This window comes from Micromonospora sp. NPDC002296, assembly GCF_040296145.1.
Taxonomy (GTDB): Bacteria; Actinomycetota; Actinomycetes; order Mycobacteriales; family Micromonosporaceae; genus Micromonospora.
The window spans coordinates 82,991-97,083 of the sequence record NZ_JBEOWQ010000008.1 but is presented as its reverse complement, the minus strand read 5'-3'; the positions used below and the strand labels follow the sequence as shown (position 1 = coordinate 97,083).

Genomic DNA, 14,093 nt, shown 5'->3' with positions numbered 1-14,093 from the left:
GGCGCTGAGGCGGCCCGGCGCCCTGGCGTCGACCCCGGGCCGCCGGCTGACCGGGCGGACCGACCGGCCGCCGGCACCGCTGCGGGCTGCGGCGATGCCGGCGTGTCGCCCGACGCCGCGCGCGGCACCCCGCCGAATCGTTCGAACACCTGTACGATAACCGGCATGGCGACAGCAGCGCGGTCGACCGACCGGTCCGGGGCAATGGGCATCACTCGTCGACTCACCGATATCTGCGGTCCCTCCTTCGCCCGCTTCGCCGGGGCGGCCGACGAGGTCGCCGGGCGGCCGGCCCGGTGGGTGGCCGTGCCCGGCGATCCGTCCGCCGCGGCCGAGGTGCTCCGGCTGGCCGCCGCCCACGACCTGACGGTGGTGCCCCGGGGCGCCGGCACGAAGATCGACTGGGGTGCCGCCCCGGAGCAGGTCGACATCATGCTCGACACCGGTCGGCTGGCCGGCATCGGCCACCAGCCGACGGGTGTCCGGGTGGCCGAGATCGGCGCGGGCACCCCGCTGCGCGCGGCCCAGGCGGTCCTGGAACGCACCGCGCAGCGCCTCGCCCTCGACGCGCCGTCGCCCGGTGCGACGGTCGGCGGGGTGCTGGCCGCCGACGAGTCCGGCCCGCTGCGGCATCGCCACGGCGGCCCCTGCGACCAACTGGTCGGGGTGCGCTACCTGGCGGCCGACGGCGAGCTGACGAGCGCGGGCGGCGGCACGCCCGGCCTGGAGCTGGCCCGGCTGCTCTGCGGCTCGCAGGGCGGCCTCGGGGTGCTGGTCTCGGCCACCCTGCGGGTGCAGCCGGTGCCGGCCGGTCAGGTCTGGGTCACCCACCCGGTGGGGAGCCCGTTGGAGCTGCCCGATCTGGTCCGGGCGGTGCTCGCCGCCCGGCTCGACCCGGCGGCCGTCGAGCTGGACCTGCCGGCCCGGGCGAACCGGGTGCGCCCGGCGCCGCATCCCGACGAACCGGCGGCGGCTGCCCGTGCCCGGCACCCCTCGATGTTCCGCCGGGCGGCGCCGCCGGCCGGGGTGGGCACCCTGGCGGTGCTGCTGGAGGGCGGCCCCGCCGATGTCTCCGAACGGGTGGAGGGCCTGCTCGCCCTGCTGGGCGACGGGGCAACCGCCGGCCACTCGGCGCCGACGTGGTGGCGGAGCTATCCGTTCGGCCCCGGCGAGACGGCGTTGCGCATAGAGGTGCCGACCACCGACCTCCACGCGGCCGTCTACGCGCTGCGCGACGCGGCCGGCGGCCCGGTCCCGATCCGAGGCTCCGCCGGGCAGGGCGTGGTGCACGCGGCCCTGCCCGGTTCCCTGCCCGCCGAGCGGGTGGCGTCGATCGTCACCGGGGTGCGGCGGGTGCTGCTCGCCCGGCGTGGCCGGTGCGTCGTGGTGGCGGCGCCGCCACCGGTGCGCCAGGCGGTCGACCTCTGGGGCGAGCTGGCCTCACTGCCCCGGCTGCGGGCGGCGAAGGAATACCTCGACCCGCACCAGCGCCTGGCCCCCGGCCGCCTCCCCGGCGGCCTGTGACGGCTGCATCCTCCGCGCCAGGGGACATGGCAGCCGTTCCGGTCATGCGGAGGCGCTCAGTCCAGCCACCACCGGTGCATGTCGCCGACGGCGGGGAGGAGACGTAGCACGGGTAGGGCAGCCGCGCTGACGATCCCCGCCAGCAACAGCGCCCGGGCCCGACCGGCGGTGATGACGTGGACGACTCAGCTCCGTAGGAGCCGCCCCACAGCATCGACCGCCTCGCCCACAGCCCGCCCCGGCCACGCTCCCCGGGCCAACCGGGGACCACACCCGCGACAACGCAATGACCCTGGGGTAGCCGGGTCCGTGGTTCTCCCTGCCGGGCGCTCCGCTCGGGGCTCAGAGCCGGTCGTTGCGCAGCACCAGGATGGCGATGTCGTCGCGGGGGGCCTCGACCGAGAACCCGATGGCGGTCGAGCGCAGCCGGGCGGCCACCACGTCGGCCGAGTACCCGGCCAGTGGGGCGGCGGACTCCCGCAGCCGATCGGTGCCGAACAGTTCCCGGCCCCGCCTGCGCTCGGTCACCCCGTCGGTGTAGAAGATCAGCGAGTCGCCGGGGGCGAGCGTGACCTGCGCCGTCGGCGAGCTGATCGCGTCGAGCAGGCCGAGCGCGGTGCCGGTGGCCCCGACGAAGTCGGCCCCGTCGCCGGCCCTCAGCAGCACCGGCCGGTCGTGTCCGGCCAGGTGCAGGGCCACGTCCAGCCGGTCGCCGTCGCCCGGCCCGACCGCCGCCAGCGCCAGCGTGCAGTAGCGCCCGCCGCCCCGCTCGACCAGCGTCTCGTTGAGCCGGCCCAGGACCTCCGGCAGCGGCTTGCCGTCGCCGACCAGCACCCGGATGACGTCCCGGACCAGCCCGGTGACCGCAGCCGCCTCGACCCCCTTGCCGGACACGTCGCCGACCACCACCAGCCAGCGCCTGTCGGGCAGCGGGAGCACGTCGTAGAAGTCGCCGCCGACCTCCGCGTCGTCCCCGGTCGGCACGTACTCGGCGGCGAAGCCGATGCCCTCGACGACCGGCAGGGCCGGCGGCAACAGCGACTGTTGGAGGGTCTGCGCCACCCTGCGCCGTTCGGCGTGGATGCGGGCGTTCTCGATGGCCAGCGCGGCCCGCCGAGCCACGTCCTCCAGCACGGCGACCTCGTCCGGGTCGTGCCGGTGGCGCTGGTGCCGGCCGACCGCCAGGGTGCCCAGCCGCTGGCCGCGCGCCACCAGCGGGACGGCGAAGCCCTCCATCGGCCCGCCCAGTGGCACCTGCGACCCGGTCCGGGACGCCTCGCGCAGCCGGGCCTGCACCGAGTCCGTCCCCGTCTCCCGGAGCACCTTGTGCAGCTGCGGCAGCACCGACTCGTCGGCGTGGGTGGCCGCCGCGAGTCGCAGCTGCCCCCACTCGTCGGCGGTGTGCACCGCGCACCACTGGCCGAGGCGGGGGACCACGAGCTGCGGGATCAGTGCCATGGTCAGCTCGACGTCCAGGGACTGGGCCAGCAGCTCGCTCGCCTCGGCCAGGAACGTCAGCCAGGCCTGCCGGCGGACGTTGGCCCGGCGCAGCCGGTCGTTCTCCAGGTGCAGCGAGAGCCGCTCGGCGGTCAGCACCGCCAGCGGCCGGGCGTACGTCGAGGGGGCGGCGTCCAGTTCCAGCTCCCCGGCGTACGGCCGGTGCACCGCAAGTGGCACCCCGAGCAGCTCGTTGCCGGCCCGCGGGGCGCGGCCGTAGCGGGCCAGCACCTGCGTGCCCTGCCCGTCACCCCGGTCCAGCCGTACCACGCCGCCGGCCGCGCCGACCATCTCGGCCAGCCGGGTGAGCAGGTCGGTGGTGAACTCGGGCAGCGGATCCTCGGCGTTCTGGTCGGGAGCGGTCTGCATCAGCTCGCTCATCGCCCCGGCGCTCGGCCCAGGGTGCTCGGTGGCCGGTCCGTCGACGGAGCGGATGGTCGCCAGGCCCCACCCGCCAGCGGGCGGCGGGCCGGGGGCGACCGGCCGCCCGGCTGCGTCGCGCCGGTCGAGCCGGAACCACACCCCCTTGCCCGTGGGCAGGTACGTGGTGCCCCACCGGCTGGCGAAGTGGTCGACCAGCAGCAACCCGCGGCCCCGCTCGGAGACCTCGTTGATCTCGGAGCTGTCGTTGCGGACGCCCACGGTCAGCTCGTCGACCGTTCTGGCGGCGAAGTCGGAGACGGTGACGGTCAGCCCGACGTCGTCGGCGACGACCTCGATGTCCAGTTCCGTGCGGGCGTGCTCGACGGCGTTCGTGGTCAGCTCGGTGGTCAACAGCAGGGCCTCGTTGAGCAGGTCGTCGAGGCTCGCGGCGGCCAGCACGGAGCGGACCAGGGCGCGCGCGGCGGCCGGCGTCCGCCGGTCGGCGGGCAGCCGTACCCGGCGGACGCGCTCGTCCGGACCGCCTGAGGTCGTCGGTCCCGCCTCCGCTGACACCTTCGTATCCTCCACCGCCGCCCGGCCGTAAGCCAAGCCGACCCGGATGCCGCCACGAGGGGCGTACCCCGCCCGGGGGACCGCCCGGGCGGCGCGGGCTCCGGCGGCCGTCGTCCCGGCCGGCCGCGTTCCCCCGAGCCGTGAGCTGCTTCGACGCGAGGGCGGCCCGGCGGGCGGCGCGGCGCGGCATCGACGCTCGGCCGGGCACAATGATGGGATGGCCGGTGTGCCGGCAGGCCCCGGCGGTCCCGAACTGAGCGAGGAATGATGACCACGGCGAAACACTCGGTAGCCGCGGACGCGTCCGCGCCGGACCAGGCCGCCCTGCTCAGCGAGCTGGTGGAGGCGCTGCGCCGGGTGCGCGGCGGTGACCTGAAGGTCCGCCTGCCCCGGCGGGCGGGCGCGGCCGGCGAGGTGGCGGACGCGTTCAACGACGTGGTGGCCCTCCAGGAGCGGCAACACCTGGACCTGCGCCGGATCAGCCGGATCGTCGGCCGGGACGGCCGGCTCACCGAGCGTCTCGACGAGGAGGGGCTGGAGGGCTCCTGGGCGGAGGGGCAGCGCGCGGTCAACTCGCTGATCGACGACCTCGGCCGCCCGACCACCGAGATCGCCCGGGTGATCGTGGCCGTGGCCGACGGCGACCTCTCCCAGCACATGGCGCTGGAGATCGACGGCCGGCCGCTGCGCGGCGAGTACCTGCGGATCGGCCGGACGGTCAACACGATGGTCGACCAGCTCTCGTCCTTCTCCAACGAGGTGACCCGGGTGGCCCGCGAGGTGGGCACCGAGGGCAAGCTCGGCGGCCAGGCCGACGTGCGCGGGGTGGCCGGCACCTGGAAGGACCTCACCGACTCGGTGAACACCATGGCGTCGAACCTGACCGGCCAGGTGCGGTCGATCTCGCAGGTGGCGACGGCGGTGGCCAAGGGCGACCTGTCGCAGAAGATCACGGTCGGGGCGCGTGGCGAGGTCGCCGAGCTGGCCGACACGATGAACTACCTCACCGACACGCTGCGACTCTTCGCCGAGCAGGTGACCCGGGTGGCCCGGGAGGTGGGAACCGAGGGCAAGCTCGGCGGCCAGGCGGAGGTGCCGAACGTCGCGGGCACCTGGAAGGACCTCACCGACAGCGTCAACTCGATGGCGTCGAACCTGACGGCCCAGGTGCGCAACATCGCCCAGGTGTCCACGGCCGTCGCCCGGGGCGACCTGTCGCAGAAGATCACCGTCGCCGCGCAGGGCGAGATCCTGGAGCTGAAGGACACCGTCAACACGATGGTGGACCAGTTGTCGTCGTTCGCCGACGAGGTGACCCGGGTGGCCCGCGAGGTCGGCATCGAGGGCAAGCTCGGCGGCCAGGCCCAGGTGCGTGGGGTCTCCGGCACCTGGCGGGACCTCACCGAGAACGTCAACCAGCTCGCCGGCAACCTGACCAGCCAGGTCCGCAACATCTCCCAGGTCTCCACGGCCGTCGCCAAGGGCGACCTGAGCCAGAAGATCACCGTGGACGCGCAGGGCGAGATCCTGGAGCTGAAGAACACGGTCAACACGATGGTGGATCAGTTGTCGTCGTTCGCGGACGAGGTGACCCGGGTGGCCCGTGAGGTGGGCACGGAGGGCAAGCTGGGCGGTCAGGCGCAGGTCAAGGGCGTGTCGGGCACGTGGCGGGACCTGACGGACAACGTGAACTCGATGGCGTCGAACCTGACGTCGCAGGTGCGGAACATCGCGTCGGTGACCACGGCCGTCGCGAAGGGTGACCTGTCGCAGAAGATCACCGTGGACGCCCGGGGCGAGATCCTGGAGCTGAAGTCGACGGTGAACACGATGGTGGATCAGTTGTCGTCGTTCGCGGACGAGGTGACCCGGGTGGCCCGTGAGGTGGGCACGGAGGGCAAGCTGGGCGGTCAGGCGCAGGTGCGTGGCGTCGCCGGCACCTGGCGGGACCTGACCGACAACGTGAACTCGATGGCGTCGAACCTGACCGCCCAGGTCCGCAACATCGCCCAGGTGTCCACGGCGGTGGCGAAGGGTGACCTGTCGCAGAAGATCACCGTGGACGCCCGGGGCGAGATCCTGGAGCTGAAGTCGACGGTGAACACGATGGTGGATCAGTTGTCGTCGTTCGCGGACGAGGTGACCCGGGTGGCCCGCGAGGTGGGCACGGAGGGCAAGCTGGGCGGTCAGGCGCAGGTGAAGGGCGTGTCGGGCACGTGGCGGGACCTGACGGACAACGTGAACTCGATGGCGTCGAACCTGACGTCGCAGGTGCGGAACATCGCGTCGGTGACCACGGCCGTCGCGAAGGGCGACCTGGGCCAGAAGATCACCGTGGACGCGCAGGGCGAGATCCTGGAGCTGAAGAACACGGTCAACACGATGGTGGACCAGTTGTCCTCGTTCGCCGACGAGGTGACCCGGGTGGGCCGCGAGGTCGGCATCGAGGGCAAGCTGGGCGGCCAGGCGCAGGTGAAGGGCGTCTCCGGCACCTGGCGGGACCTCACCGAGAACGTCAACCAGCTCGCCTCCACGCTCACCACCCAGCTCCGGGCCATCGCCCAGGTGTCGACCTCGGTGACCCGGGGCGACCTGACCCAGCGGATCGCGGTCGAGGCCCAGGGCGAGGTCGCCGAGCTGAAGGACAACATCAACCAGATGATCGTCACCCTCCGGGAGACGACGAAGAAGAACGCCGAGCAGGGCTGGCTGGACTCCAACCTGGCCCGCATCGGCGGCCTGCTCCAGGGGCAGCGGGACCTCGGCGAGGTCTGCCGGATGATCATGATGGAGGTGACCCCGCTGGTCGACGCGCAGCTCGGCGCGTTCTTCCTGGTGGACACCTTCGACGGCAGCATGCGGCTGCGGCTGACCGCCTCGTACGGCTACGTGGCCCGGGGGCACGACGTCACGTTCGGCCCCGGCGAGGGACTGGTCGGACAGGCCGCGCTGTCCCGCCGGACCATCCGGGTGAGTGCCTCCCCGGACGGCCGGCTCACCCTGCGCTCGGGGTTGGCGGACACCCCGCCGGCCGATCTGGTGGTGCTGCCCGTGCTGTTCGAGGGCGAGCTGCTCGGCGTGATCGAGTTCGCCAGCGTGGCCGCCTTCTCCGAACTGCACCTGTCGTTCCTGGAGCGGCTGGTACTGACCATCGGTGTCGCGGTCAACACGATCCAGGCCAACCGGCGCACGGAGGAGCTGCTGGCCCAGTCGCAGCGGCTGGCCCACGAGCTCCAGGAGCAGTCGGCCGAGTTGCAGCGCACCAACGCCGAGTTGGAGGACAAGGCCCAGCTGCTGTCCGAGCAGAAGGCGAACATCGAGACCCAGAACCGGGAGATCGAACTGGCCCGCCTCGGCCTGGAGGACAAGGCCCAGCAGCTCACCCGGGCCTCGGCGTACAAGTCGGAGTTCCTGGCCAACATGAGCCACGAGCTGCGTACGCCGCTGAACTCGCTGCTGCTGCTGGCCCGGCTGCTGGTGGAGAACTCGGAGCAGAACCTCACTCCGAAGCAGATCGAGTTCGCCCGGACCATCCACGGCTCCGGCTCGGACCTGCTGCGGCTGATCGACGACATCCTCGACCTGTCCAAGATCGAGGCGGGCCGGATGGACGTCGAGCCGACCGAGGTCCGTTTCGCCGAGCTCCGCGGGTTCGTGGAGCAGGCGTTCACCCCGCAGGCCGAGGACAAGGGCCTCGACTTCCAGGTCCGGGTGGCCGAGGATCTGCCCCCGGCGCTGGTCACCGACACCGGGCGGTTGCAGCAGATCCTGCGCAACCTGCTCTCCAACGCGGTGAAGTTCACCGACAACGGCACGGTGACGCTGCTGATCGCCCCGGCGTCCGAGAACGTCGTCTTCGACGTGCCGGCGCTGACCAACGCCCGACAGGTGATCGCCTTCACGGTGATCGACACCGGGATCGGCATCTCGGACGACAAGCTGTCGCTGATCTTCGAGGCGTTCCAGCAGGCGGACGGCACGACCAGCCGGCGGTACGGCGGCACCGGGCTGGGGCTGTCGATCAGCCGGGATTTGGCTCGCCTGCTCGGCGGCTCGATCGTCGTGGCCTCGGTGCCCGGGGAGGGCTCCACCTTCACCTTGTACGTACCGGACGTGCTGGCCCCGGACGCGGTGGTCGCGCCGGCGCCACCGTCGCCGGCCCGCGCGGGCCTGCCCGCGTCGCTGCTGATGCCCCCGCCGGAGCTGTCGGGGGTGGCCGAGACGCCGGCCACCCGCCGGCTGGAGGGCGTGACTGTGTTGATCATCGACGACGACGTGCGGAACGTCTTCGCGCTGACCAGCGCATTGGAGTTGCACGGTATGACCGTGTTGTACTCGGACAACGGGGCGGACGGCGTCCGCCGGCTGGCCGAGCATCCGGAGGTGGACATCGTGCTGATGGACGCGATGATGCCCGACCAGGACGGCTACGAGACCACTCGGCAGATCCGCCGTAACCACCGCTTCGCCGACCTGCCTATCGTCTTCCTGACCGCGAAGGCGATGCCGGGCGACCGCGAGTCCGCGCTCGCGGCGGGCGGCAGCGACTACATCACCAAACCTGTTGACCTGGACGACCTGATCGAGCTGATGGCGTCCTGGGTGGGCGGCAGCCGAGGCGAGGAGAGAGCGTGACCCAGACGGCCAAGGCGCTGTTGGTCGACGACCGGCGGGAGAATCTGATGGCCCTGGAGGCGATTCTCCAGGGGCTGCCGGTGCAGTCGGTCGCTGTGGAGAGCGGCGAGGCGGCGCTCAAGCAGTTGTTGGTGGACGACTTCGCGGTGATCCTGCTGGACGCGCAGATGCCCGACATGGACGGTTTCGAGACCGCCAGCCACATCAAGCGGCGGGAACGCACCCGGCACGTGCCGATCATCTTTCTCACCGCGGCCGACAAGGACGCCCAGCTCGCCCTGCGCGGGTACGCGGTCGGCGCGGTCGACTACCTGACCAAGCCTTTCGACCCGTGGGTGCTGCGGGCCAAGGTGTCGGTCTTCGTCGAGCTGTGGGTCAAGACCCGGCAGCTCGCCGCCCAGTCGGACCTGGTCCGGGAGCGCGAGACGCAGTGGCGCACGCTCACCGACGCCGTCGACGAGGCCACCGCACTGCTCCGGGCGGACGGCCCGCAGGCCCGGACCCGGGCCGTCGACCTGCTGGAACAGGCCCGCTGGGGCAACACCCGCTGACCTAGCCGGGTGACGACCCGCCGTGGCCCGTGGCGGCGCGGCGGGCTCGCCAGCGCTCGCCGAGCGAGTCGATCTCCTCCTGAATGAAGACGAAGAAGTCGCGCATCTCGGCGACCCGCTCGCCGGCCGGGGTGCTCCGGCCGACGAGGGCGTCGACCCCGCCGTCCGCGATGTCGATGAAGTTCTTGTAGAGGCCGGTCTTCGTGATCGTCCCCTCGTACCAGGGGTTGTCCGGGAGCCCGTAGCGGTCCCGGCGGGATCCCTTCACCGGTTCGCGGACCAGCATCCCGAACTGGGTCAGGTAGCGGACCGCGCCGGAGACCGCCGCCGCGCTGACGTCGAGCCGCTCGCCGATCTCGGCGGCGGTCAGCGTCTCGTCCGCGCTCATCACCGTGAACAGCACCCGGGCGGCCATCCGGGGGAAGCCCACCTCCGCGAAGGCCATCGCCATCCGCTCGACGAAGAGGTGGACCGCCTCGTCGTTGCGGCTGGGCGGGTCGGCGGCGGTCATCCGGCTCTCCTCGGCGTAGGTCGGGTATCTGATCGTGCCCCAGCCTCCACGGGCTTCACAACTTTGTGAAACGACTGTAGCTTCTGAAGCATGGAAACTCCGATAGCGGTGTCCGGCCTGGTGAAGACCTTCGGCCGGACCCGGGCGCTCGACGGGCTGGACCTGACCGTCCGTGCCGGTGAGGTGCACGGCTTCCTGGGGCCCAACGGCGCCGGCAAGTCCACCGCCATCCGGGTGCTGCTCGGCCTGCTGCGGGCGGACGCGGGGGCCGCCCGCCTGCTCGGCGGCGACCCGTGGCGGGACGCCGTCGCCCTGCACCGCCGCCTGGCGTACGTGCCGGGCGACGTGACCCTCTGGCCCAACCTCACCGGGGGCGAGGTGATCGACCTGCTCGGCCGGATGCGCGGCGGGATCGACCGCGCCCGCCGCGACGAGCTGCTCGCCGCGTTCGAGCTGGACCCGCGGAAGAAGGGCCGGGCGTACTCGAAGGGCAACCGGCAGAAGGTCGGACTGGTCGCCGCCCTCGCCTCCGACGCGGAGCTGCTGATCCTCGACGAGCCGACCTCCGGCCTCGACCCGCTGATGGAGGAGGTCTTCCAGCACTGGGTGGACCGGGCCCGCGCCGACGGCCGCACCGTCCTGCTCTCCAGCCACATCCTCGGCGAGGTCGAGGCGCTCTGCGACCGGGTGACGATCATCCGCAACGGCCGCGCCGTGGAGACCGGCACCCTGGCCGAGCTGCGTCACCTCCAGCGCACGGCCGTCGACGCCGAGCTGGCCGGGCCGCCGCACGGGCTGGCCGAGCTGGCCGGCGTGCACGACCTGCGGGTGGACGGCGACCGGGTCCGCTTCGACGTGGACACCCCGGCCCTCGACGCCGCGCTGCGCCGGCTCACCGAGATCGGCGTACGGAGCCTGGTCAGCCGGCCGCCCACGCTTGAGGAACTGTTCCTGCGGCACTACGGGGCGGCCGGGGCCGCCGGCGCACCCGCCGGGGTGGCCCGGTGACCGGCACCCGGCACCTGGTCCGGCTGATCCTGCGCCGGGACCGGGTGCTGCTGCCGATCTGGGTGCTGCTGATCGCGGTGCTGCCGGCCAGCTACGCCGAAACGTACGCCGGGCTCTACCCGACCGCCGCCCAGCGCGCCGAGTACGCGGCCGGCACCGCCGGCAACCCGTCGATCGAGGCCCTGCTCGGCCCGGCGTACGGCGACAGCGTCGGCGCGCTCGCGGCCCAGCGGTCCGGGCTGCTGCACCTGATCGTCGGCCTGATCAGCCTGCTCGTCGTCATCCGGCACACCCGTACCGAGGAGGAGGCGGGCCGGCGGGAGCTGCTCGGCGCGACCGTCCTCGGCCGGTACGCCGGGCTGGCCGCCGCGCTGCTCGTCACGTACGCGGCGGACCTGCTGCTCGGGCTGCTCGTGGCCGGCGGGCTGGTCGCCGCCGGCCTGCCGGCCGCCGGCTCCCTGGTGTTCGGGCTCTCGTTCACCCTCGCCGGGGCGGTCTTCGCCACCGTGGGCGCCCTCGCCGCGCAGCTCACCGAGAGCGCGGGCGGCGCCCGGGGGCTGGGCGTCGCGGCCCTCGGGGCGGCGTACCTGGTCCGGCTCGCCGGGGACGCGGGCGGAACCGAGTGGCTGAGCTGGCTCTCCCCGCTGGGCTGGGCCCAGCGCACCCACCCGTACGCCGGCGAGCGCTGGTGGCCGCTGGCGCTGCTCGCCGGGCTGGCCGCGCTGGTCGGCGCGGTGGCGTTCCGGCTCTCGGCGCGGCGTGACCTCGGCGCGGGCGTGCTGCCGCCGCGGCTCGGCCCGGCCGCCGCGGGCCCCGCCCTCGCCGGCCCGTGGGGGCTGGCCTGGCGGCTGAACCGGGTCGCGCTGCTCGGCTGGACGGTCGGCGCGGCGGCCCTCGGCGCGGTGCTCGGCGGCGCGGCCGAGGCGGCCGGGGACGCGGTGGACGGCAACGAGACCGTCGCCCGGCTGATGGAGCGGCTCGGCGGCTCGACGTCGATCGCCGAGGCGTACCTCGGGACGACCCTGAGCATCGTCGCGCTCGCCGCCGCCGGTTACGGCATCCAGGCCGTGCTGCGGATGCGGACGGAGGAGACCGGCCAGCGCGCCGAGCCGGTGCTCGCCACCGGGACGAGCCGGTCCCGCTGGCTGCTCGGCCACCTGGCCTTCGCCCTGCTCGGCCCGGCGGTGATGCTGGCGGTGACCGGCGCGGTCACCGGGCTCGCCTACGGCCTCAGCAGCTCCGACGTGACCGGCAAGGTGCCCCGGCTGGCCGGGGCGGCGCTGGCCCACGTGCCGGCGGTCTGGGTGCTGGTCGGCCTGGCGGTGCTGTTGTTCGGCCTGCTGCCCCGGATCAGCGTCGGCGCGGCCTGGGCGGCGCTCGCCGGCTGCCTGCTCCTCGGCCAGCTCGGCGCGGTGCTGGAGCTGAGCCAATGGCTGCTGGACCTGTCCCCGTTCACCCACACCCCGCAGGTCCTGGGCGGTTCGGTTCCCGCCACGCCGCTGCTGGCCCTGGCCGGCACGGCAGCCGCGTTGGCCACGGCGGGCCTGCTCACCTTCCGCCGCCGCGACCTGTCCGGCTAGGCGGCGCCGGGGCGGGCGGAGCGGTCAGTCGGTGGGGGCGCCGTTGCGGATCATCAGGGCCGAGCGGAGTCCGGTGATGTCCAGGACCCGGAGCAGGAAGTCGCCGACGCCGGTCAGGATGAGCAGGCTCTGCGCGTGGCTGGTCTTGCGGCTGAGCACGACCAGGGTGCCCAGACCCTGGGAGTCGCAGAAGGTGACCCCGCCCAGATCGAGGACGATCCGCGGGGGCGGATCGGCGAGCACCTCGTTGACGACGGTCGAGAGTTGGGCGGCCGTGAGCATGTCGATCTCACCGGCGAGGCGAAGCACCACTTCATCGCCCGTCCGGTGTAGCGTGATGGACAGTTCGGCACGATCCACCCGATCAGCCTAGCGCGAACCGGGTCCTCCGGCCCGCCGAGGCGCTCGCAGCCCGCCCGGCCAGCCGCTCCGCGTGAGCCCGGTAACCCCGACCAGGGGTGGCTGCCGATTCGCCGTCCGGCGCTGACACAATGGCGGCATCGTGACCGATACCTTTTCCGCCGGATCCGGCCGTTACCCGGCCGACGCGCCGGCCTCCGAGGCCCTGTTCGCCCGCGCCCGCGCCATCGTGCCGGGCGGGGTGAACTCCCCCGTGCGCGCGTTCCGTGCCGTCGGCGGCACCCCGCGCTTCATGGTCCGGGGGGAGGGTCCCTGGCTCCACGACGCGGACGGCCGGCGCTACGTCGACCTGGTCTGCTCGTGGGGGCCGCTGCTCCTCGGGCACGCCCACCCGGAGGTGGTCGAGGCCGTCCAGGCCGCCGCCGCCCGGGGCACCAGCTTCGGCGCGCCGACCCCCGGCGAGGTCGAGCTGGCCGCCGAGATCGTCGACCGCACCCCGGTCGAGCAGGTCCGGCTGGTCAACTCGGGCACCGAGGCCACCATGTCGGCGATCCGGCTGGCCCGGGGCTTCACCGGCCGCTCGAAGATCATCAAGTTCGCCGGCTGCTACCACGGGCACGTCGACGCCCTGCTCGCCGCCGCCGGCTCCGGCGTGGCCACCCTCGGCCTGCCCGACTCGCCCGGCGTGACCGGCGCGGCGGCCGGCGACACCATCGTGCTGCCGTACAACGACGTCGCCGCCGTCGAGGCGGCGTTCGCCGCCGAGGGGCCGCACATCGCCGCGGTGATCACCGAGGCAGCGGCCGGCAACATGGGCGTGATCGCCCCCCGCGACGGGTTCAACTCCCAGCTCGCCCGGATCGCCCACGCGCACGGCGCGCTGCTGGTCGTCGACGAGGTGATGACCGGTTTCCGGGTCTCCCGCTCCGGGTGGCACGGCCTCGACCCCTCCGACGCCGACCTGTGGACGTACGGGAAGGTCATGGGCGGTGGCCTGCCGGCCGCGGCCTTCGGCGGGCGCGCGGAGATCATGGCGCGACTCGCCCCGGCCGGCCCGGTCTACCAGGCCGGCACCCTCTCCGGTAACCCGCTCGCCTGCGCCGCCGGCCTGGCCACGCTGCGGCTGGCCGACGACGCCGTCTACCGCAGGCTCGACGAGACGGCCGCCGTGGTGGGCAAGCTCGCCGCCGACGCGTTGACCGCCGCCGGGGTCCCGCACCGGCTGTCGTACGCGGGCAGCATGTTCTCGATCTTCTTCACCGACGCCGACGTGATCGACTACGACAGCGCCCGGACCCAGCAGGTCCCGGCGTTCAAGGCGTTCTTCCACTCGATGCTCGCCGACGGGGTCTACCTGCCGCCGAGCGCGTTCGAGGCATGGTTCGTCTCGGCGGCGATCGACGACGCCGCGTGTGAGCAGATCGCCGCGGCCCTGCCCGCGGCGGCGAACGCGGCGGCAGCGGCGGGCAACGGGGGGTAGTGGTGAGCGCG

9 protein-coding genes are annotated in these 14,093 nt (G+C 73.6%); 6 read left to right on the top strand and 3 right to left on the bottom strand.

Translation table 11 applies throughout. The features are described 5' to 3' along the window. The first annotated feature begins 165 nt into the window (after window positions 1-165). Window positions 166-1,524, top strand: coding sequence for an FAD-binding oxidoreductase (locus tag ABT023_RS09525; protein ID WP_350883504.1), 1,359 nt, complete (start codon window positions 166-168; stop codon window positions 1,522-1,524). Window positions 1,525-1,866: 342 nt separating this feature from the next. Here the strand turns inward: ABT023_RS09525 and ABT023_RS09520 are convergent, their stop codons facing one another. Then, entirely contained in the window at window positions 1,867-3,957 is a 2,091-nt protein-coding gene (locus ABT023_RS09520; protein ID WP_350883502.1) for a SpoIIE family protein phosphatase, read from the bottom strand. A gap of 264 nt (window positions 3,958-4,221) precedes the next feature. On the opposite strand from ABT023_RS09520, the gene ABT023_RS09515 reads away from it, so the two are divergent. Both ABT023_RS09515 and ABT023_RS09510 read left to right on the top strand, forming a co-directional pair. Further along, a complete protein-coding gene (locus ABT023_RS09515) occupies window positions 4,222-8,592 on the top strand; it encodes a HAMP domain-containing protein (RefSeq protein WP_502890626.1) in 4,371 nt (1,456 codons plus the stop codon). Continuing rightward, a complete protein-coding gene (locus tag ABT023_RS09510; protein ID WP_350883499.1) occupies window positions 8,589-9,143 on the top strand; it encodes a response regulator in 555 nt (184 codons plus the stop codon). The genes ABT023_RS09515 and ABT023_RS09510 overlap by 4 nt, the downstream gene beginning before the upstream one ends. Window position 9,144: 1 nt before the next feature. On the opposite strand, the gene ABT023_RS09505 is transcribed toward ABT023_RS09510, so the two are convergent. Then, the gene (locus ABT023_RS09505; RefSeq protein ID WP_350883497.1) at window positions 9,145-9,654 is read right to left on the bottom strand and encodes a GbsR/MarR family transcriptional regulator; all 510 of its coding nucleotides are present in this window, start codon (window positions 9,652-9,654) and stop codon (window positions 9,145-9,147) included. A 90-nt stretch (window positions 9,655-9,744) separates the two neighbouring features. Between ABT023_RS09505 and ABT023_RS09500 the strand changes: the two genes are divergently transcribed. Continuing rightward, window positions 9,745-10,662, top strand: coding sequence for an ABC transporter ATP-binding protein (locus ABT023_RS09500; RefSeq protein WP_350883495.1), 918 nt, complete (start codon window positions 9,745-9,747; stop codon window positions 10,660-10,662). After that, entirely contained in the window at window positions 10,659-12,242 is a 1,584-nt protein-coding gene (locus ABT023_RS09495) for an ABC transporter permease (RefSeq protein WP_350883493.1), read from the top strand. Before ABT023_RS09500 ends, ABT023_RS09495 begins: the two co-directional genes overlap by 4 nt. A gap of 24 nt (window positions 12,243-12,266) precedes the next feature. Here ABT023_RS09495 and ABT023_RS09490 read toward each other — a convergent pair whose 3' ends face one another. Beyond that, a complete protein-coding gene (locus ABT023_RS09490; RefSeq protein WP_350883491.1) occupies window positions 12,267-12,602 on the bottom strand; it encodes an STAS domain-containing protein in 336 nt (111 codons plus the stop codon). A gap of 142 nt (window positions 12,603-12,744) precedes the next feature. Here ABT023_RS09490 and hemL point away from each other — a divergent pair, with 142 nt between their 5' ends. Continuing rightward, complete coding sequence (gene hemL / locus ABT023_RS09485; protein ID WP_350883489.1) at window positions 12,745-14,082, top strand: glutamate-1-semialdehyde 2,1-aminomutase; 1,338 nt, start codon at window positions 12,745-12,747, stop codon at window positions 14,080-14,082. Window positions 14,083-14,093: the final 11 nt, after the last annotated feature.

Coding starts and splice junctions, on each gene's coding strand:
- ABT023_RS09525 (WP_350883504.1), top strand. CDS start 166: ATGGCGACAGCAGCGCGGTCGACCGACCGGTCCGGGGCAATGGGCATC.
- ABT023_RS09505 (WP_350883497.1), bottom strand. CDS start 9,654: ATGACCGCCGCCGACCCGCCCAGCCGCAACGACGAGGCGGTCCACCTC.
- ABT023_RS09515 (WP_502890626.1), top strand. CDS start 4,222: ATGATGACCACGGCGAAACACTCGGTAGCCGCGGACGCGTCCGCGCCG.
- ABT023_RS09500 (WP_350883495.1), top strand. CDS start 9,745: ATGGAAACTCCGATAGCGGTGTCCGGCCTGGTGAAGACCTTCGGCCGG.